This is a genomic window from Enterobacter sp. HG048 (assembly GCF_024702055.1).
In the GTDB taxonomy this organism is placed as follows: Bacteria; Pseudomonadota; Gammaproteobacteria; order Enterobacterales; family Enterobacteriaceae; genus Enterobacter; species Enterobacter dykesii.
In genome coordinates, this window is record NZ_JANLIZ010000007.1 from 85,670 (window position 1) to 105,308 (window position 19,639).

Below are 19,639 nucleotides of genomic sequence, written 5' to 3' on the forward strand. Positions count from 1 at the left end.
ACCGTTTTCAGATTAACCAGCCTTGAGAAGCACTGCCAACTGAAAACACCGATAATTAGAATTTAACGTGAAACCGACTTAAATATCAGTAAAAGACATGACGATCGGCAAAAACCGCAACATTCTCTGAGCACCCGCGTCGGCGGCAGAAAGACATTGATGATATCGTCGCGTTCCTCGAGATTCTGAACGGGGTATCTACGCCGTACAGGCAAGGAAAAAATTTTGCCTGGGATGACAGGGGCATAAAAAAATGGGAGCCGGTGGCTCCCATTTGATAACATTTTAATACTCTTGACGATTAATCATGACTGCATGCAGTGATGATGGGTTATAACGCTTTTGCACAGGCGACGTTATAAGTCGAAGAGCCGTCATTATAATCCGCATACCGCGTATGATTTTCAAAATTAAAATCACTGCGCTTACCGTCGCTTCCAACTTGAGAAGTCCACAGCACTACAAACCCCTCCCAATTATTACTATTGCTAATACCCCACTCAGACCACAAGCGATCGCTTCCGGCAACGCGTGTGGAAGCTATGTTTTGACCCTTGTCGCCTATTTTTTCAGGTGCAGCAATAGAATATCCCCCATCTAAAGCAGTACATACACCCGGTGCATCAACTCCTCTAACCCTAACATTTGGGTTTTTAAACCAGGTGATCAACTGGAACTTATAGTCAAACGGGACTCCACCACTTTTTGGCGTGGCGGTAATGGTCACTTCATCCGAAGTACCCTCACTACTCAAGGTCACCGTACCGGTACTGTCCACCGTGACCCAGTCACTGTTATCCGACCAGGTATAATTGGCGTTGCTCGCCGCATCGCCTTTAAGGGCAATCTGGAACTTAGCGCCGTCATAGCCCGATTTCGGGAAGCCGGCGTCGACCGCAAAGTCAGCGCCGTTAACCGTGATTTTCGTGGTAGACGGCATCGGTGCTGGCGGTGGTGCGGTAAAGGTCAGCTCCACGCTGCCGCCGATATCACTGGCGTTGGATGACGATTTCGCCGCAACGGTGACGATTTCCGCCGTTGTGTTTGTCACGTTCAGCTTCACCTGGCCATTCGCGTCGGTGGCAACGGTCTTGGTTACGGTGGCATCCCCTAACGTCGCCGCACCGGTGGTGGTAAACACCACGTTCTCATTCGGCACCAGGTTACCCTTCGCGTCCTTCACGGTGGCGGTCAGCGCGATAACGGATTCTCCGTCAGCGAGCTGCGTCGTCACATCGGCTACCAGCGTGGTGACCGCCGTCGTTGCGTCCGCTTTGAAGTTGACCGTGGCGGTCTGGCTGGCCTCGCCAAGCGTGGCCGTTACCGTATAGGCACCGGACTTCTCGCTGGTCAGGTTGGTTTTCGCCAGTCCGTAAGCGTCGGTGATGGCGGAGGCAGTCACGACCGTTGCCCCGGTGGTGACGCTGAACGCAACCGCCACACCCGGCGCAAGGTTACCGTTGGCATCGGTGACTTTCGCCTGTACCGCATCCGTCGCCGTGCCGTTCGCAGCCGCGTTGTCGGTGGTGACCGTCAGGTTACCCGTCGCAATGGTCGCCGTACTGCTGTCGGCCACAAAGGTGGTGTCGACAGACTTGCTGTTGCTGTTAACGGTGGCCGTCACGGCGGCAATACCGGATTTGGTATTTTTCAGCGTGGTAGTGACCACACCATCGACGTCCGTGGTGGCAGAGGCGGTGGTGATTTTCGCGCTATTGGTGGCGGTAAACGTCACCGTCGCGTCTTTCAGCTTGTTACCGTTGGCGTCGGTGACAACCGCTTTCACCGCGTTGGTATCGCTGTCGTTGGCCACCGCGTTGTCGGTGGTCACCGTCAGGTTGCCGTCGCTAATGGTCGCCGTACTGCTGTCCGCCACAAAAGTGGTGTCCACAACTAGGCTGTTACCATTCACCGTCGCCGTCACTTTGGCAATACCGGCTTTGGTGTTGGTCAGCGTCGTCGTTGCCACACCGTTCGCATCCGTGGTGGCGGAGGCGGTGGTGATGGTCGCGCCGTTGGTGGCGGTAAAGGTCACCGTCGCGTCTTTCACCAGGTTACCGTTGGCGTCCGTCACAATTGCTTTCACCGCGTCGGTGGCTGTACCGTTCGCTTTCGCGTTATCGGTTGTCACCGTCAGGTTACCGTCGCTGATGGTCGCCGTACTGCTGTCCGCCACAAAGGTGGTGTCGACCGTCTGGCTGTTGCCGTTGACGGTGGCCGTCACTTTGCTCACACCGGATTTGGTGTTGGTCAGCGTGGTGGTGGCGATACCGTCAGCGTCCGTGGTGACCGATTCCGTCACGATGGTCGCCCCGTTGGTGGCGGTAAAGGCCACCGTCATGTCTTTCACCGGGTTGCCGTTGGCATCGGTGACAATCGCTTTCACCGCGTCGGTGGCGCTGCCGTTGGCTTTCGCGTTGTCGGTGGTCACCGTCAGGTTACCGGACGAAATCGTCGCCGTACTGCTGTCGGCCACAAAGGTGGTGTCCACCGTCTGGCTGTTGCCGTTGACGGTGGCCGTCACTTTCGCCACACCGGATTTGGTGTTGGTCAGCGTGGTGGTGGCAATACCGTCCGTATCGGTGGTGGCAGAGGCGGTGGTAATGGTGGCCCCGTTGGTGGCGGTGAAGGTCACTGCTACACCGGAAACCAGGTTGCCGTTGGCATCCGTCACGATAGCTTTCACCGCGTCGGTGGCCGTGCCGTCCGCTTTCGCGTTATCGGTGGTGACCGTCAGGTTACCGGAACTGATGGTCGCCGTGCTGCTGTCCGCCACAAAGGTGGTGTCCACAGACTGGCTGTTGCCGTTTACTTTCGCGGTTACCGCAGAGACACCGGCTTTGGTGTTCTTCAGCGTGGTGGTAGCGATACCGTCGGCGTCGGTGGTGGCAGACTCCGTGGTGATGGTGGCGCCGTTGGTGGCAGTGAAGGTCACTACCGCGTCTTTGACGTTGTTGCCTTTCGCGTCGGTGACAATCGCTTTCACCGCATTGGTGGCGCTGCCGTTGGCTTTCGCGTTATCGGTGGTCACCGTCAGGTTACCGGAGTTGATGGTTGCCGTGCCGCCGTCGGCCACAAAGGTGGTGTCGACCGTCTGGCTGTTGCCGTTCACCGTAGCGGTCACTTTCGCCGTGCCGGCCGTGGTGTTGCTCAGCGTGGTGGTGGCGATACCGTCAACGTCCGTGGTGGCGGAGGCGGTAATCACCGTGGCGCCGTTGGTGGCCGTGAAGGTCACCGTCACGTCTTTCACCAGGTTACCTTTCGCGTCAGTGACAATCGCTTTCACCGCGTTGGTGTCCGCCCCGTCCGCTTTCGCGCCGTCGGTGGTCACCGTCAGGTTACCGGAACTGATGGTCGCCGTGCTGCTGTCGGCCACAAAGGTGGTGTCCACCGTCTGGCTGTTGCCGTTGACGGTAGCCGTCACTTTGGCAATACCGGATTTGCTGTTGGTCAGCGTGGTGGTGGCGATACCGTCCGTATCCGTGGTCGCGGAAGCGGTGGTCACCGTCGCCCCGTTGGTGGCGGTAAAGGTCACTGCCACACCGGAAACCAGGTTACCGTTGGCGTCTGTCACAATCGCTTTCACCGCGTTGGTGTCCGAGCCGTCCGCTTTCGCGTTGTCGGTGGTCACCGTCAGGTTACCGTCGCTGATGGTCGCCGTGCTGCTGTCGGCTACAAAGGAGGTATCCACGGACTGGCTGTTGCCGTTGATGCTGGCGGTTACTTTCGCCACACCGGATTTGGTGTTCGTCAGGGTAGTGGTGGCGATACCGTCCGCATCCGTGGTTGCAGAGGCGGTGGTCACCGTCGCGCCGTTGGTGGCGGTAAAGGTTACTGCCACACCGGAAACCAGGTTGCCGTTAACATCGGTGACAATCGCTTTCACCGCGTTGGTGGCCGTGCCGTTGGCTTTCGCGTTATCTGTGGTCACCGTCAGGTTGCCGTCGCTGATGGTTGCCGTGCCGCTGTCCGCCACGAAGGTGGTGTCGACCGTCTGGCTGCTGCCGTTGACGCTGGCCGTCACTTTCGCCACACCGGCTTTTGTGTTGCTCAGCGTGGTGGTGGCGATACCGTTAACGTCCGTGGTGGCGGAGGCCGTGGTGATGGAGGCCCCGTTAGTGGCGGTAAAGGTTACCGTGGCGTCTTTCACCAGGTTGCCTTTCGCGTCGGTGACAATCGCTTTCACCGCGTTGGTGGCCGCGCCGTCCGCTTTCGCGTTATCGGTGGTTACCGTCAGGTTACCGGAACTGATACCCGCCGTGCTGCTGTCGGCCAGGAAGGTGGTGTCGACCGTCTGGCTGTTGCCGTTGACCGTGGCGGTCACGCTGGTGATCCCGGATTTGCTGTTGTTCAGCGTGGTGGTGGCCACACCGTCCGCGTCCGTGGTGGCGGAGGCAGTGATGACCGTTGCACTGTTGGAGGCAGAGAAGCTCACGCTTTGTCCGGCGAGGACGTTGCCGTTCGCATCGGTGACAATCGCTTTCACCGCGTTGGTGGCGCTGCCGTCCGCTTTCGCGTTGTCGGTGGTTACCGTCAGGTTACCGGCAGAAATCGTCGCCGTGCTGTCGTCCGCGACAAAATGCGCGTCCAGCGACTGGCTGCTGCCGCCCGTGGCATTGCTGACGCTGACGGTTACCGCAGAGATTCCGGCTTTCGTGCTGGTCAGCGTCGTGGTGGCGACCCCGCTCTGGTCGGTAGTGGCCTTCGCGCTGGCAACGTTCGCCCCGTTAGTGGCGCTGAAGCTGACCACCACGCCGGCAAGCGGCAGGCCGTTCGCGTCTTTCACGGTCGCCTTCACCGCGTTGGTGGCGCTGCCGTTGGCTTTCGCGTTATCCGTGGTGAGGACAAAATCACCGGTGCCAATGGTGGCGGTGCTGTCATCCTGGGCGAAGTGGGTGTCGACCGATTTGTCGGTACCGTTCACCGCGGCTTTCACCGGAACAACGCCCGACATGGTGCTGGTCAGGTCGGTGCCTGCGATACCGTTTTCATCCGTGACCGCAGACGCCGTCACCATGGTGGCCCCGCTGACGGTGCTGGAGAAGCTCACCGTGGTGCCCGAAACGGTGTTGCCGTTTTTGTCCGTGACTTTCGCCTGAACGTGGTTGGTGTCGCTGTTGTTCGCTTTACCGTTGTCGCGGGTAACGGTGAGGTTACCGTCGGCAATCACCGCGCTGCCGCTGTCGGCGACAAAGCTGACGGGGACGCTGCGGGCCGAACCGTTCACCGTGGCGGTCACGTTTGATTTGCCCGCGTGGATGTTAGTCAGGTTGGTTGTCGCCAGACCGTTTACGTCTGTGACCGCCGAGGCCGTCATCACCCGCGTCTCGTTGTCTGCGGTAAACTCAACTTTCACCCCGGCGACCGCGTGGTGCGCGCTGTCGGTGACTTTCGCCTGCACCGTGTCGGTGGCCTCGCCGTTGGCGGCCGCCCCGTCCACGGTGACAATCAGGTCCCCGTCACTGATGGTCGCATCCGGCTCGCTGACGCGGATTTCCATGGTTTCACGGTTTGACTTGTTGTGATGCGGATCGTAGGCCACCGCGCTGAGGTGGTACACATTGCTGCCGGTGGTCTGATACGGCGGGAAGGTGATCTCCAGCGTCTGCTTGTTGACGGCGACGGCACTGCCCTGCGCCGCAAGGATTTCGCTGTAGTCCCATTCGATATGATCTACACCGTATTTGGCCTTGACGGTGGCGCTGATGTTACCTTTGTCACTGGCTTTGCCTTCGAGAAGCGCCGGCAGGGTCAGGTGGATCAGATCCTGTTTTTTATACTCAAGGACGATATCGTTGTTACGATCGACCAGATCAAGACGGCTGCCTGCCAGCGTGCGGCGGGCGGCCACCAGCGAATCGTCGATCTGCTTGTTCCACGGCAGACCGAGCTCGTAGTTAAATTCGAGATTCAGACGGGTGTCATTTTGCCCGCTCTGCCCCTGGCGGTGGTCAACACCCACCGTCACCAGCGGCACCGGCGTATAGTTCATGCCCAGGGTGACCGCTTTCGGATCGCTGGAACGGTCGTCCTTGCTGAACAGGGCGACTTCATCACCGCGATACTGCTCGTACACCAGTTTGCCGCCGAGCTGCGGATAAGCCGGCAGCCAGCCTTCGGCGCGGATGTCGAAACCGTCAGCCGGGCGTTCATCGTAATCGGCGAAGTCGCGGGACTGGTGCCAGTCCGTCAGGCCGGTGTAGCTGTTGGCGCCGAGTTTCAGGTAGTCGGTCCAGGCTTCCAGACCCACGCCCAGGCGACGGTTATTACCCGTCACGTCGTCATCATAGAAGCTGTTGATACCGTACATCCAGTTGCCGTGGAAGGTACGGAAACCGAGGCCGGCATTGAGTGTGTTACGGGAATCCTTGTTCCGGTAACCAAGCTGCGTGAACAGCAGGTTATTCTGCTGATCATAGAGCGGCAGCAGGACGTCGAGCGATGAGCCGTCGAGGGTGAAATCATCGTCCAGGTTCAGCTTCGCTTTCGCGGTGCCGAACTGATCGAGCCACTGCTCAACGGTGGAGACGGCCGCACCGGTGGTCATGCTTTTAACCATCGAGGCTGCCTGATCGGCAGGATGGTCTGAAGAGAGTGTGTTGCCGAGCGAGGAGGCCCGGTTTGCCCAGAAGGCGTCAGCACCCTCAGGGGTATATCCGGCAGTGTCTTTTTTAGTGGTGTTATTTACCGGAACATCGATTTCATCACCTTCTCCGAGTTTCTCGAAAGGCTTACTAAAGGTTCTGAAGACGTTAAGCTTTTTCAGCGCATCGACGCTGAGAGAATAACGCGCGGCAACAACAGAGACCGTTTCGCCTTTTTTCAGAATATAAGGTGTGGTGGTTATTTCTGCGAGCGTTTGCGGCTTATTCTGCGCGTGCGCAATAACCGGCACGAAGGTCGGTAAGGCGATGCTGAATAATTGCGAAAACAGGCAAACCGTCGCAGACAGTTTACTGAGTTTAGGATTCATTTTGACCCCGTGGATGATGGCGATTTAACAACTTTTTTTCCTTTAAAAGTGTAAAAACATAAAAAGACCAATAGCCTTTGCTTCAGCCAGAGAAACCCTGTCCGACATCAAACAGATGAAGCAAAATCCAGAGAGTAATTTTATATGCGCGGAGGATTATGAATTTAACGCACAAAAAGACAAACAAATAAAAGTGTCAAACTGGACTCCACAAAAATCCCAATCAAAACAATCAAATAAAGAGAGATCAGTACAAACAAAAGCAATACAAAAATGGACTTAAAACCGTGTTGATTTATTTTTAATAAGCAGGTGTGATTTATATCCAAAATACAATCATCAGGATATATAAATAATATATATAGAATAGTTTATGTGGAGATTGATTGTGTTGGGAGCCCGTCATCAGACGCTAATCGTGCTGAATTCATTTGAGAATTTTAAGAAATGGTATCTGCGATTTTTTGATTTGAGCCTGTTTGCGGAGGGAGAAATTGATACGTTGTTAAGCGAAGGTAAACCAGATTTGTATCCCTGTATTTCACTGGTACTGGATAGAAAGATGAACGCGTTCTATTTCGATGCCGGCTCCGTTCAGGTCTGGTGTAATAAACTGAGATCCATGTATATACGTCCAGGCAGCTAAAAGTCTATCCCACCACTCACGCCAAAACAGACGGAGGAAGACAGGCGAACCCTCGACAATGGCAACTGAGCGCAAGCTGAATTGGGGCATCCCATTAGTAAAACGGGGAGCCATGCTCCCCGTTTTCTCAGTCGATTTGCTGAATGTCCACACGCAGCTCTTTTGGCACTTCGAAAACGATGTTCTCTTCACGCCCTTCCAGCGGAATAGCCTCGCCACCGCCCAATTCCTGTAAACGCGCAATCACGTTTTGCACCAGAATATCCGGCGCAGAAGCCCCTGCGGTGACGCCTACACATTTCGCCTCTTTCACCCACGCTTCCTGAATGTCCGTAGCATCATCAATCAGGAATGCCGCTTTCCCCATACGCTGCGCCAGTTCGGCCAGGCGGTTGGAGTTAGAGGAGTTTTTGGAGCCGACCACCAGCACCACATCCGCCTGTTCAGCCAGTGCGCGCACCGCTTCCTGACGGTTAGTGGTCGCGTAGCAGATATCATCCTTACGCGGACCGACGATTTTCGGGAAGCGCTGGCGCAGCGCGTCAATCACGTCTGAGGTATCGTCGACGGAGAGCGTCGTCTGGGTCATAAACGACAGACGGGCTTCATTTTTCACGTTCAGCGTAAAGACATCTTCAGGCGACTCAACCAGATACATCCCCCCTTCCGGGTTGCTGTACTGGCCCATGGTGCCTTCGACTTCCGGATGACCGGCATGGCCAATCAGAATCGACTCTTCACCGCGGCGGCTGGCGCGCGCCACTTCCATATGCACTTTTGTCACCAGCGGACAGGTGGCATCGAATACGGTCAGATCGCGGCTTTTCGCTTCGTTACGAACCGCCTGGGATACCCCGTGCGCGGAGAAGATCAGGATTGCGCCGTCCGGCACTTCGCTGATCTGCTCGATAAAGATGGCACCGCGCTCGCGCAGGCTGTCGACCACGTAGCGGTTATGCACCACTTCGTGACGCACATAAATCGGCGCGCCGTAAATCTCCAGCGCGTTTTCAACAATGCTGATAGCGCGGTCTACACCGGCGCAGAAGCCGCGCGGGTTAGCCAACAGGATCTGCATTTCAGGCCTCCAGTGCAGGATCGATTTCCAGCACTTCAACATCAAAATGAACGGTACGCCCGGCAAGCGGATGGTTGAAGTCAACGGTAATAGAGTCGCCGTTGATTTCGCGGATCACGCCAGGCATTTCGCTGCCGTCCATAGCGGTAAAGAGCATAATCGCGCCGATCTCCGGTTCACCCGCGTCCATAAACTCGCGGCGCGAGAAATACTGGATCAGGTCCGGGCTCGGCACGCCAAACGCGGCATCCGGCTCCAGCGAAAAAGCCTTTTTCTCACCCTCTTTCAGACCGAGAAGCTGCTGCTCAAGACCTTCAGACAGGGAGGTATCGCCAAGGCGAAACAGGGCTGGTTTGCCGTTATTGCGGGTGGATTCGGCCGTGGAGCCGTCATCCAGCTTCAGCGTGAAGTGAACGAGAACCGCGCTGTTGCTCTGTACGGATTTAGACATGCAAATTGCTCGCTTGTTTTGCCCGGTAGCATTTCACCACCGGGCGAGTGTATTACGCCTGCTCTTTCGCAGCCGGTTTAGGCAAGAAGCCTTCCAGCACGATTAACGCCGCACCGATGCAAATTGCGCTATCAGCGAGGTTAAAGGTCGCGAAGTGCCAGTCGCCGACGTAGAAGTCGATCATATCGACCACAAAGCCGTGCCACAGGCGGTCAAACAGGTTGCCCAGCGCGCCGCCAATGATCAGCGCGTAGGCGATGTTATTCAGCTTTTGTGTGGCCTTCGAGCGGTACATCAGCACCGCGAGGATCACGCAGATACCGAGAGCGATACCCGCAAAGAACCAGCGCTGCCAGCCACCGCTGTCGGCAAGGAAACTAAACGCTGCGCCGTAGTTACGCGCGTAGTGCAGGTTAAGCGACGGGAACAGCGGAACCGTCTCCCCCAGAGCAAAGTTCTGGAGGATCAGGAACTTGCTGCCCAGATCGATAATCAGCACCACCACAACCAGCCACAGCCAGCGCAGTCCTGTTGAACAGAGAGTTTTACTCATCAGGCAAACTTACGTTTTTCGCCGTCACCGGCGACGTTGCTTACACAGCGTCCGCAGATGTCTGCGTGTTCCGCCACCAGGCCAACATCGGTGGTGTAATGCCAGCAACGCGGGCATTTCTCACCGTCGGCTTTGCTCAGCGCGACTTTCAGTCCTTTGAGCAGTTCGCTCTGCTGAGCATCAGCAGAAGCTTCGGCATAATCCGCAACTTTCGCACCGGAGGTCAACAGGACAAATCGTAATTCATCGCCCAGCGCCGTCAGCTTCGCCGCCAGCTCCGGTTCTGCATACAGCGTAACTGCCGCTTCCAGAGAGCCGCCGACTTTCTTGTCTGCACGCGCCTGCTCGATAACCTTGTTCACTTCGCCACGCACTTTCAGCAGCTCGTCCCAGAAGGCATCGTTCATCGCTTCGGTGCTGGAGAGATCGAACAGACCTTCGTACCACTCGCCCGTGAACACATACTTCTCACGATCGCCCGGCAGGTAGCCCCAGATTTCGTCCGCGGTGAAGGACATGATCGGCGCCATCCAGCGAACCAGCGCTTCTGCGATGTGGAACAGCGCGGTCTGGCAGCTACGACGCGCCACGCTGTCCGCCTTCGCGGTGTACTGGCGGTCTTTGATGATGTCGAGGTAGAACGAGCCCATCTCGATGGAGCAGAAGCGCATCAGGCGCTGCACCACTTCGTGGAAGTCGTAAGACTCGTAGGCTTTCAGGATATCTTCCTGCGCCGCTTTCGCGCAGCCTACCGCCCAGCGATCCAGCACCACCATCTCTTCCGGTTTCACCATGTCTTTTGCCGGATCGAACCCGTTCAGGTTCGCCAGCAGGAAGCGCGCGGTGTTACGGATACGACGATAGCTGTCGGCAGCACGCTTCAGGATCTCGTCGGACACCGCCATTTCGCCGGTGTAATCGGTAGAGGCCACCCACAGACGCAGAATGTCTGCGCCCAGCTTGTTCATCACATCCTGCGGAGAAACGGTGTTACCGATAGATTTGGACATCTTACGGCCCTGACCATCCACGGTGAAGCCGTGAGTCAGTACCTGACGGTAAGGCGCTTTACCCTTCATGGCGGTGGAGATCATCAGAGATGACATGAACCAGCCGCGGTGTTGGTCAGACCCTTCCAGATACATATCGGCAGCGTGACCGGCAAATTCCGGACGCACGTCAACCACGGAGGAGTGGGTAGACCCGGAGTCGAACCACACGTCCAGGGTATCCGGCACTTTCTCGTAGTTATCTGCGTCAGCGCCCAGGATGTCGCGGGAGTCGAGATCCCACCACGCCTGAATACCGTCAACTTCGACGCGCTTCGCCACTTCTTCCATCAGTTCCAGGGTGTTCGGGTGCAGCTCCTGCGTCTCTTTATGTACGAACAGAGACATCGGCACGCCCCAGGTACGCTGACGGGAGATACACCAGTCAGGACGGTTAGCCACCATGGATTCGATACGCGCCTGGCCCCAGTCAGGGATCCACTGCACGCCTTTGATCTCTTTCAGAGACTGCTCGCGCAGGCCTTTCTGATCCATGCTGACGAACCACTGCGGGGTCGCACGGAAGATGATCGGCGTTTTATGACGCCAGCAGCACGGATAGCTGTGCTGCATTTTTTCAACGTGCAGCAGCGCGCCGCTGGTGCGCAGCATGTCGACGATGATGTCGTTCGCTTTGAAGACGTTGATACCGTCCAGCGCCGGATAGGTGCCAGGCAGATAAGATCCGTCCGGGCCAACCGGGTTAGCGATTTCCAGACCGTACTTCAGGCTGATGTTATAGTCGTCAGGACCGTGGCCGCCGGCGGTATGCACCGCACCGGTACCCGCTTCCAGCGTCACGTGGTCGCCCAGGATCGCCGGAACATAGAAGTCCAGGAACGGGTGCTTGAAGCGCATCAGCTCCAGCGCATCACCTTTCACGGTGCCCAGCACGGTGTAGTCGCTGATATGCGCGCGCTTCAGCACGCTCTCAACCAGATCTTTCGCCAGGATAACCGCCTGACCGTCAATCTGCACCAGCGCGTATTCGAACTCACCGGACAGGGAGATCGCACGGTTCGCTGGCAGGGTCCACGGTGTGGTAGTCCAGATCACCAGAGAGATCGGGCCATTTACCGAGGAGACGCCAAATTTAGCCTTCACCGCATCCTGATCGACAGCGTTGAACGCCACGTCGATAGATGGAGAGTTTTTGTCGTAATACTCAACTTCCGCTTCTGCCAGCGCAGAACGGCAGTCCACGCACCAGTGCACCGGCTTAGCGCCTTTGTGCAGGTGGCCGTTACCGATGATTTTACCCAGCGCGCGGATGATGTTGGCTTCGGTTTTGAAGTCCATGGTCAGGTACGGGTGCGACCAGTCGCCCAGCACGCCCAGACGGATGAAGTCAGCGCGCTGACCGTCAACCTGCGTGGCTGCGTATTCGCGGCACTTTGCACGGAACTCGGCGGCGGTGAACTTCTCACCCGGTTTGCCAAACTCTTGCTCCACTTTCAGCTCGATTGGCAGACCGTGGCAGTCCCAACCCGGAACGTAAGGCGAGTCATATCCCGTGAGGCCTTTGGACTTCACGATAATGTCTTTCAGAATCTTGTTAACCGAGTGACCAATATGAATGCTGCCATTCGCATATGGGGGGCCATCATGCAGAATGAAGGTTTTTTTGCCTTTTTTGGCTGCACGAATGATGCCGTACAGGTCATCATCGGTCCAACGCGCCAGCATTCCCGGTTCGCGCTTGGCGAGATCGCCGCGCATCGGGAACCCTGTTTCCGGCAAATTCAGGGTTGATTTATAGTCACTCATCAGATTCTCGGTTCCGTATTTATCACGTAGGCAGTTAAGCCGGGTTCAAAGCCCAAAAAACTCGCGGGCCGTCAATTCATCTCGCGCAATTTGCGCTTTTAGTTCATCCAGCGAACCAAATCGCTGCTCGTTGCGTATTTTTTTACGCAGTATCACATCTATATGGCGACCATAGAGGTCCATTACAACGTCCAGCAGGTGCACTTCTAACTGTTGTCGCACACCGGCGACGGTCGGACGCGTGCCAATGTTGGCGACGCCGTAGAACGGCTTATCGCCCAGTCCTGCTACTTCCACCGCATACACCCCTTTAACCGGGGAAACCTGACGACGCAGCGGTATATTCGCCGTCGGGAAGCCTATCGTGCGGCCCAGCGCATCGCCATGGACCACGCGGCCTGAGATAGTGAACGGATGCCCCAGCAGGGTTTCAGCCGTGTCCAGGTCATCATTAGCCAGCGCCTGACGCACCGCCGTGCTGCTGACGCGCACGCCGCCTTCGCAGAAGGTCATCGCGCTGGTGACGTCAAATCCGTACTCCAGACCAGCCTTCTGTAATAGCAAGAAATCGCCCTGACGACCAGCGCCAAAGCGGAAATCATCACCCACGGCGAGAAACTGTACGCCAAGACGCTTAACCAGCAGGTCGCTGACGAAGTTTTGTGCTGTCAGCGCGGCAAAGCGACGATCGAAACGTAAACACAATACATAGTCCACGCCGGACTCCGCCAGATAGCGCAACTTCTCACGCAGGCGAGTGAGTCGGGCGGGAGATTTATCGCCCGCGAACAGCTCCAGCGGCTGCGGCTCGAAAATCATCACTACAACGGGCAGGCCACGGGCCTCCCCTTCTTTACGCAATCCCTGCAACAGCGCCTGATGACCACGATGCACGCCGTCGAAATTACCAATAGTCAGCACGCACCCGTGTGGCGCGCTGCTGAGATTATGTATGCCGCGTATCAGCTTCATGTCTGGCTCAAAACAGTGAAAATCGCCAAAGTATACCTTGTACAGCGGTTAAGGTTAACCGGCGATTGTTCGCGCAAAACAGAAAGCCGTAATGATTTCATCAGGCTGACCTTTCGCAGCGAAAAAATCTGCTCCTGAACTGCGATTTTTATGCCGAAAGGCTGTATTCAGGGAAGACAAGCTGGTAGAATCCTGCGCCATCACTACGTAACGTAGCGTCGCTAATTAACGGCGCTTATTTGCACAAATCCATTGACAAAAGAAGGCAAAGAGGGCATATTCCTCGGCCTTTGAATTGTCCACATAGAACATATTTGGGAGTTGGACTTGGCTAATATCAAATCAGCTAAGAAACGTGCCGTTCAGTCTGAAAAGGCTCGTAAGCACAACGCAAGCCGTCGCTCTATGATGCGTACTTTCATCAAGAAAGTATACGCAGCAATCGAAGCAGGCGACAAAGCTGCAGCGCAGAACGCATTTAACGAAATGCAACCAATCGTGGATCGTCAGGCTGCTAAAGGTCTGATCCACAAAAACAAAGCAGCGCGTCATAAAGCAAACCTGACCGCGCAGATCAACAAACTGGCTTAATCGCTACTTGTTGTTGCTTGTTTAAAGAACCCGCTTAACGCGGGTTTTTTTATGCCTTCAGATTGCCGGTGGCGTAAACAGCGCCGAGTAGTCACGATTACAGATTCGCTGCACCGCCGGGTGCTGAATCATTCTTTCGGCAAATATGGCGTGGTACTCCTCCATCACGTTATCCACTCTGCCTATCTCCGTAATCTTGTCGTCCGAATAGAGATCGTGCGCGTACAGCGTCGGCGCAACGAAGATCGCATTATGCGCTTCGCCAAAAGCTTTCATCAGCGCCGCATCGTCGAACTCACCGAGGATTTCTACCTTTAGCCCCTGCGAGTTAAACCAGTTCAGCAGCTTGCGTCCGAGCATGGAACGCCTTCCCGGCACCAGCAGGCGACGTTCTTCAAGGCACGCGGGGAACGGTTTCTCCGGCGGCGGGTTAATGCACCAGAAGCTCACGCCGCATTCGCCAATCTTCACCGAGAACAGCCCTTCCTGCTGGGTGGAGTCTATCGGGCAGTCCGAGATAATCATGTCCAGCTTGTGCTGGCTCAGCTGTTCCAGCAGCATCTCGTGGGTTGATTCAAAGCAGCGCAGGTGGATTTGCTCGTCTTCGACTACCGCCGCATCCAGCACGCCGCTTACCAGCCGCTTGGACAGCGCATCCGCCACGCCCACGTCAAAGAGCAGGTTCGACTCTTTGCGGTAGTTGACGATATCCAGCATCTCCTGGCTCAGGGTGAACATTTTGTCCGCATAGCGGAAAACCAGCTCACCCAGTTCGCTGGGTTCAATCCCACGTCCCTTACGCTTGAACAGCTTGCCCTGCAGACGCTCTTCCAGGGCCTTGATTTGCCCGGTGATGGTTTGCGGCGTCAGGTAGAGCGCCTCTGCCGCCCCCACTACCGAGCCCTGTTTGTAGACGTGCCAGAAGTAGTACAGATGGTTGTAATTTAAATGAGACATCGCATCTTCTCTCCCTGAGTGTGTATCGGGAGGAGGAACGCCTCCTCCCGGTGTTCCGTTATGCCCGGACGGCCTGTCCGGACAGCTTCACCTTCAACAAGGTATAACCGATTACCGCGGCCAGTAATGACCCGATGAGAATGCCGAGTTTAGCCCAGACGATAAGCTCAGGCGCATGCGCACCAAACGCCAGCGTCGAGATAAAGATCGACATCGTAAACCCGATTCCACACAGCACGCCGACGGCCATAATTTGACCAAAGGTTGTGCCGTGCGGCAATGACGCCAGCTTCAGCTTCGTCGCCAGCCAGCAGAAGAGGCTAATACCCAGCGGCTTGCCGATAAACAGCCCGGCAATAATGCCCAGCGGCAGCACGGACGTCAGCCCGTCCAGCGTCACCCCACCAAGGGAAACGCCCGCGTTGGCAAACGCAAACAGCGGCAGGATCATAAAGGCAACCCACGGGTGTAGCACATGCTCCAGCTGTTTGGCAGGTGACTTGCCGTCCTGCGGCTTAAGCGGCACGAAGAAGCCCACAATCACGCCTGCCAGCGTGGCGTGGACGCCGGATTTCAGCACCGCCGTCCACAGCACCATCCCCACCAGGATATAGATACCGATGCGGCGCACATTAAAGATGTTCAGCAGCGCCAGCACCGCAATCGCCCCGGCGGCCACGCTCAGGGACAGGATCGACAGATCGCTGGTGTAGAACAGCGCGATAATCACAATGGCGCCCAGGTCATCGATGATCGCCAGCGCCATCAGGAAGATTTTCAGGGCCATTGGCACGCGGCTACCCAGCAATGCTAAGACACCGAGTGCAAAGGCGATATCCGTCGCGGCCGGGATCGCCCAGCCGTCGCGCGCAACAGGATCCTGCCAGGTGAACGCAAGGAAGAGCAACGCCGGAACGACCATTCCGCCGATGGCTGCGATCACAGGAAACGCCGCGCGCTGGCGGCTGGCAAGCGAGCCCAGAACCAGCTCGCGCTTAACCTCAAGCCCCACCAGCAGGAAGAACACCGCCATTAGCGCATCGTTGATCCACAGCAGCATGTTCTTGTTAATTTCCAGCGCCCCGACCTTCAGCTCAACGGGCGTTTCCAGAAATGCATGGTAGAGATCCTGCGTGATGCCAAGGTTAGCCAGCACCATCGCGGCCGCTGCGGCAATAATCAGGATCACGCCACCGGACGCCTCACTGCTAAAGAAACGGTGTAGTAATTTCATTTAAGTTCTCTCTTTTACAACAATACCTCGATAAAACCATAATACCAAGCCAAATAGCTCGGCAAAAACAGATTAATATTGAGTATAGATTCAGTTTAACCGAGCTATACGCGCAAATAAAAAAGCCCGGAATCGCTTCCGGGCTTTGAGAAGATGAAAACCAGCTAACGAATTAGCGGGTCAAATCATCGAAGAATTTTTTGACGCCATCGAAGAAGCTTTTGGAACGCGGGCTGTTTTTCTCACCCGTTGGGCCGCCAAAGCTCTCCTGCAGCTCTTTCAGCAGCTGTTTCTGCTTGTCGTTCAGGCCAACCGGCGTTTCCACGACGACGCGGCACAGCAGGTCGCCCTGGGCGCCACCGCGAACGGATTTGACGCCTTTTCCACGCATGCGGAACAGCTTGCCGGTCTGGGTTTCGCCCGGTACCTTCAGGTTCACGCGACCGTCCAGCGTAGGCACTTCGATTTCACCACCGAGTGCCGCCATCGCGAAGTTGATCGGCACTTCGCAGTACAGGTTATTACCTTCACGCTCGAAGATGGCGTGCTGCTTGACCTGAACCTGAACGTACAGATCGCCCGCCGGTGCGCCGTGCTCGCCTGCTTCGCCCTCACCTGCCAGACGGATGCGGTCGCCCGTATCGACGCCAGCCGGGATCTTAACGGACAGAGTTTTGGTTTTCTCAACGCGACCGTGCCCGTGGCATTTGGTGCACGGATCTTTAATCAGCGTGCCGCGACCGTGACAGTGAGGACAGGCCTGCTGTACCGCGAAGAAGCCCTGACGCATCTGTACCTGGCCAGAGCCGTGACAGGTTGGACAGGTCTGAGGCTGCGTACCCGCTTTCGCGCCGCTGCCGTGGCAGACGTCACACTCTTCTAGCGTCGGAATACGGATCTCTTTGGTGACACCGCGAACGGCCTCTTCCAGCGTCAGCTCCATGTTGTAGCGCAGGTCCGCGCCGCGCGCCGCGCGCTGACGACCACGGCCGCCGCCGAAGATGTCGCCAAATACATCGCCAAAGATATCGCTGAAGTCAGCGCCGCCGCCAAAGCCGCCGCCGCCGAATCCACCGCCGCCCATGCCGCCCTGTTCAAAGGCTGCGTGACCGTACTGGTCATAGGCCGCACGTTTTTGTGCATCGGTCAGGACTTCGTAGGCTTCTTTGATCTCTTTAAATTTGGCTTCAGCCTCTTTGTCACCCTGGTTACGGTCCGGGTGGAATTTCATGGCCAGGCGCTTGTACGCCTTTTTGATTTCACGCTCTTCCGCAGTTTTCGGAACGCCTAAAATCTCGTAATAGTCTTGCTTTGCCATTGGTTTTTTTAAGCCCCTTAACATGCGAGCACGGGCGTGGAGAGTTCTCCTACGCCCGTGCCGATTAATTACCCTGCATCAGGGCGATTATTTTTTATCTTTAACTTCTTCGAACTCAGCGTCGACAACGTCGTCGTCTTTCGCGTTGTTCGCCGAAGCGTCAGCGCCCGCCTGCTGTTGAGCGTGCTGCTGCTGAGCGATTTCCATCAGCTTCTGAGAAGCCTGCGCCAGTTCCTGCATCTTCGCTTCGATGTCCGCTTTGTCTTCACCTTTCAGTGAGGATTCCAGCGCGCTCAGTGCAGCTTCGATAGCAGTCTTGTCTTCCGCTGGCAGTTTATCGCCTGCTTCTTCAACCTGCTTACGGGTGCTGTGCAGCAGATGGTCACCCTGGTTACGGGTCTGAACCAGCTCTTCGAACTTACGGTCGGATTCCGCGTTAGCTTCGGCATCGCGAACCATTTTTTCGATTTCCGCTTCGTTCAGGCCAGAAGATGCCTTGATGGTGATCTTCTGCTCTTTACCGCTGTTTTTGTCTTTCGCAGACACGTGCAGGATACCGTCAGCATCGATGTCGAAGGTCACTTCGATCTGCGGCATGCCGCGCGGTGCCGGGTTAATACCGTCCAGGTTGAACTGACCCAGAGATTTGTTATCCGCCGCACGCTTACGCTCACCCTGAATCACATGGATGGTTACCGCAGACTGGTTGTCTTCAGCGGTAGAGAACACCTGGCTGTGTTTCGTTGGGATGGTGGTGTTTTTGTTGATGAGCGCAGTCATCACACCGCCCATGGTTTCGATACCCAGAGACAGCGGGGTAACGTCCAGCAGCAGTACGTCTTTAACTTCACCGGTCAGTACGCCACCCTGAACCGCAGCACCGATTGCAACCGCTTCGTCCGGGTTAACGTCTTTACGTGGCTCTTTACCAAAGAACTCAGCCACTTTCTTCTGAACCATTGGCATACGGGTCTGACCACCGACCAGGATAACGTCCTGGATATCGGATACGGACAGGCCAGCGTCCTGCAGGGCAACTTTCAGCGGCTCGATTGAACGGTTCACCAGGTCTTCTACCAGGCTTTCCAGTTTCGCACGGGTCACTTTGATGTTCATGTGTTTTGGACCGGTCGCGTCTGCAGTGATGTACGGCAGGTTCACGTCGGTCTGCTGAGCGGAAGACAGCTCGATCTTCGCTTTCTCAGCGGCTTCTTTCAGGCGCTGCATGGCCAGCGGGTCGTTACGCAGGTCAATGCCCTGATCTTTCTTGAACTCGTCAACGAGGTAGTTGATCAGACGGGTATCGAAGTCTTCACCACCCAGGTGGGTATCACCGTTGGTTGCCAGAACTTCAAAGGTTTTTTCGCCGTCAACTTCGTCGATTTCGATAATAGAGATATCGAAGGTACCACCACCCAGGTCGTAAACCGCGATAGTACGGTTGCCAACTTCTTTATCCAGACCGTAAGCCAGTGCAGCAGCGGTTGGTTCGTTGATGATACGTTTTACTTCCAGACCTGCGATACGGCCAGCATCTTTGGTTGCCTGACGCTGAGCATCGTTGAAGTATGCAGGAACGGTGATAACAGCTTCAGTTACCGGTTCACCCAGGTAATCTTCAGCGGTTTTCTTCATTTTTTTCAGCACTTCAGCAGAAATCTGCGGTGGTGCAGTTTTGGTGCCTTTCACATCAAGCCATGCATCGCCGTTATCTGCCGCGATGATTTTGTAAGGCATGATGGAAACGTCACGCTGAACTTCTTCGTCCTGGAAGCGGCGACCGATCAGGCGTTTAATCGCAAACAGGGTGTTTTGCGGGTTTGTCACTGCCTGACGTTTAGCCGGCTGACCAACCAGAGTTTCACCATCCTGGGTATAAGCAATGATAGAAGGCGTGGTGCGATCGCCCTCGGCGTTCTCCAGCACGCGTGCAGTAGTGCCATCCATAATCGCTACACAAGAGTTGGTAGTACCCAGGTCGATACCAATAATTTTACCCATCTAAACGTCTCCACTAAAAATTCAGTCAACATGTGGTTGTGTACCTGTA

Annotated in this window: 11 protein-coding genes and 1 pseudogene; 1 reads left to right on the forward strand and 11 read right to left on the reverse strand. The window is 56.2% G+C overall.

Features of this window, described 5'->3' with window-relative positions; all coding sequences use genetic code 11:
• Positions 1-331: 331 nt before the first annotated feature.
• From NUX24_RS10790 to NUX24_RS10820, 7 genes and pseudogenes are all read right to left on the reverse strand, one after another.
• On the reverse strand, positions 332-6,973 hold the full coding sequence (locus NUX24_RS10790; RefSeq protein WP_257831465.1) for an Ig-like domain-containing protein: 6,642 nt from the start codon (positions 6,971-6,973) through the stop codon (positions 332-334).
• 773 nt (positions 6,974-7,746) lie between these two features.
• A complete protein-coding gene (ispH, locus tag NUX24_RS10795; RefSeq protein ID WP_047651573.1) occupies positions 7,747-8,697 on the reverse strand; it encodes a 4-hydroxy-3-methylbut-2-enyl diphosphate reductase in 951 nt (316 codons plus the stop codon).
• Position 8,698: 1 nt separating this feature from the next.
• Complete coding sequence (gene fkpB, locus NUX24_RS10800) at positions 8,699-9,148, reverse strand: FKBP-type peptidyl-prolyl cis-trans isomerase (RefSeq protein WP_003856450.1); 450 nt, start codon at positions 9,146-9,148, stop codon at positions 8,699-8,701.
• A 52-nt stretch (positions 9,149-9,200) separates the two neighbouring features.
• Complete coding sequence (lspA, locus tag NUX24_RS10805; RefSeq protein ID WP_008502034.1) at positions 9,201-9,701, reverse strand: signal peptidase II; 501 nt, start codon at positions 9,699-9,701, stop codon at positions 9,201-9,203.
• Positions 9,701-12,517, reverse strand: coding sequence for an isoleucine--tRNA ligase (gene ileS / locus NUX24_RS10810; RefSeq protein ID WP_257831469.1), 2,817 nt, complete (start codon positions 12,515-12,517; stop codon positions 9,701-9,703). Before ileS ends, lspA begins: the two co-directional genes overlap by 1 nt.
• Positions 12,518-12,562: 45 nt before the next feature.
• Positions 12,563-13,489 (reverse strand): bifunctional riboflavin kinase/FAD synthetase, encoded by a 927-nt coding sequence (ribF, locus tag NUX24_RS10815; RefSeq protein ID WP_023310350.1) that lies wholly within the window; start codon positions 13,487-13,489, stop codon positions 12,563-12,565.
• 7 nt (positions 13,490-13,496) lie between these two features.
• Positions 13,497-13,715 (reverse strand): annotated as a pseudogene (locus NUX24_RS10820) (DUF2575 domain-containing protein).
• Between the two features lie 101 nt (positions 13,716-13,816).
• Here NUX24_RS10820 and rpsT point away from each other — a divergent pair.
• A complete protein-coding gene (rpsT, locus tag NUX24_RS10825; protein WP_003856458.1) occupies positions 13,817-14,080 on the forward strand; it encodes a 30S ribosomal protein S20 in 264 nt (87 codons plus the stop codon).
• Positions 14,081-14,137: 57 nt separating this feature from the next.
• Here rpsT and nhaR read toward each other — a convergent pair whose 3' ends face one another.
• The 4 genes from nhaR to dnaK all read right to left on the reverse strand — a co-directional run bounded on the left by nhaR (position 14,138) and on the right by dnaK (position 19,590).
• A complete protein-coding gene (nhaR, locus tag NUX24_RS10830) occupies positions 14,138-15,037 on the reverse strand; it encodes a transcriptional activator NhaR (RefSeq protein ID WP_032660752.1) in 900 nt (299 codons plus the stop codon).
• A gap of 58 nt (positions 15,038-15,095) precedes the next feature.
• Complete coding sequence (gene nhaA, locus NUX24_RS10835) at positions 15,096-16,271, reverse strand: Na+/H+ antiporter NhaA (protein WP_257831473.1); 1,176 nt, start codon at positions 16,269-16,271, stop codon at positions 15,096-15,098.
• A 172-nt stretch (positions 16,272-16,443) separates the two neighbouring features.
• The gene (dnaJ, locus tag NUX24_RS10840; RefSeq protein ID WP_023310347.1) at positions 16,444-17,589 is read right to left on the reverse strand and encodes a molecular chaperone DnaJ; all 1,146 of its coding nucleotides are present in this window, start codon (positions 17,587-17,589) and stop codon (positions 16,444-16,446) included.
• Positions 17,590-17,676: 87 nt separating this feature from the next.
• On the reverse strand, positions 17,677-19,590 hold the full coding sequence (gene dnaK, locus NUX24_RS10845; RefSeq protein ID WP_023310346.1) for a molecular chaperone DnaK: 1,914 nt from the start codon (positions 19,588-19,590) through the stop codon (positions 17,677-17,679).
• Positions 19,591-19,639 lie beyond the last annotated feature (49 nt).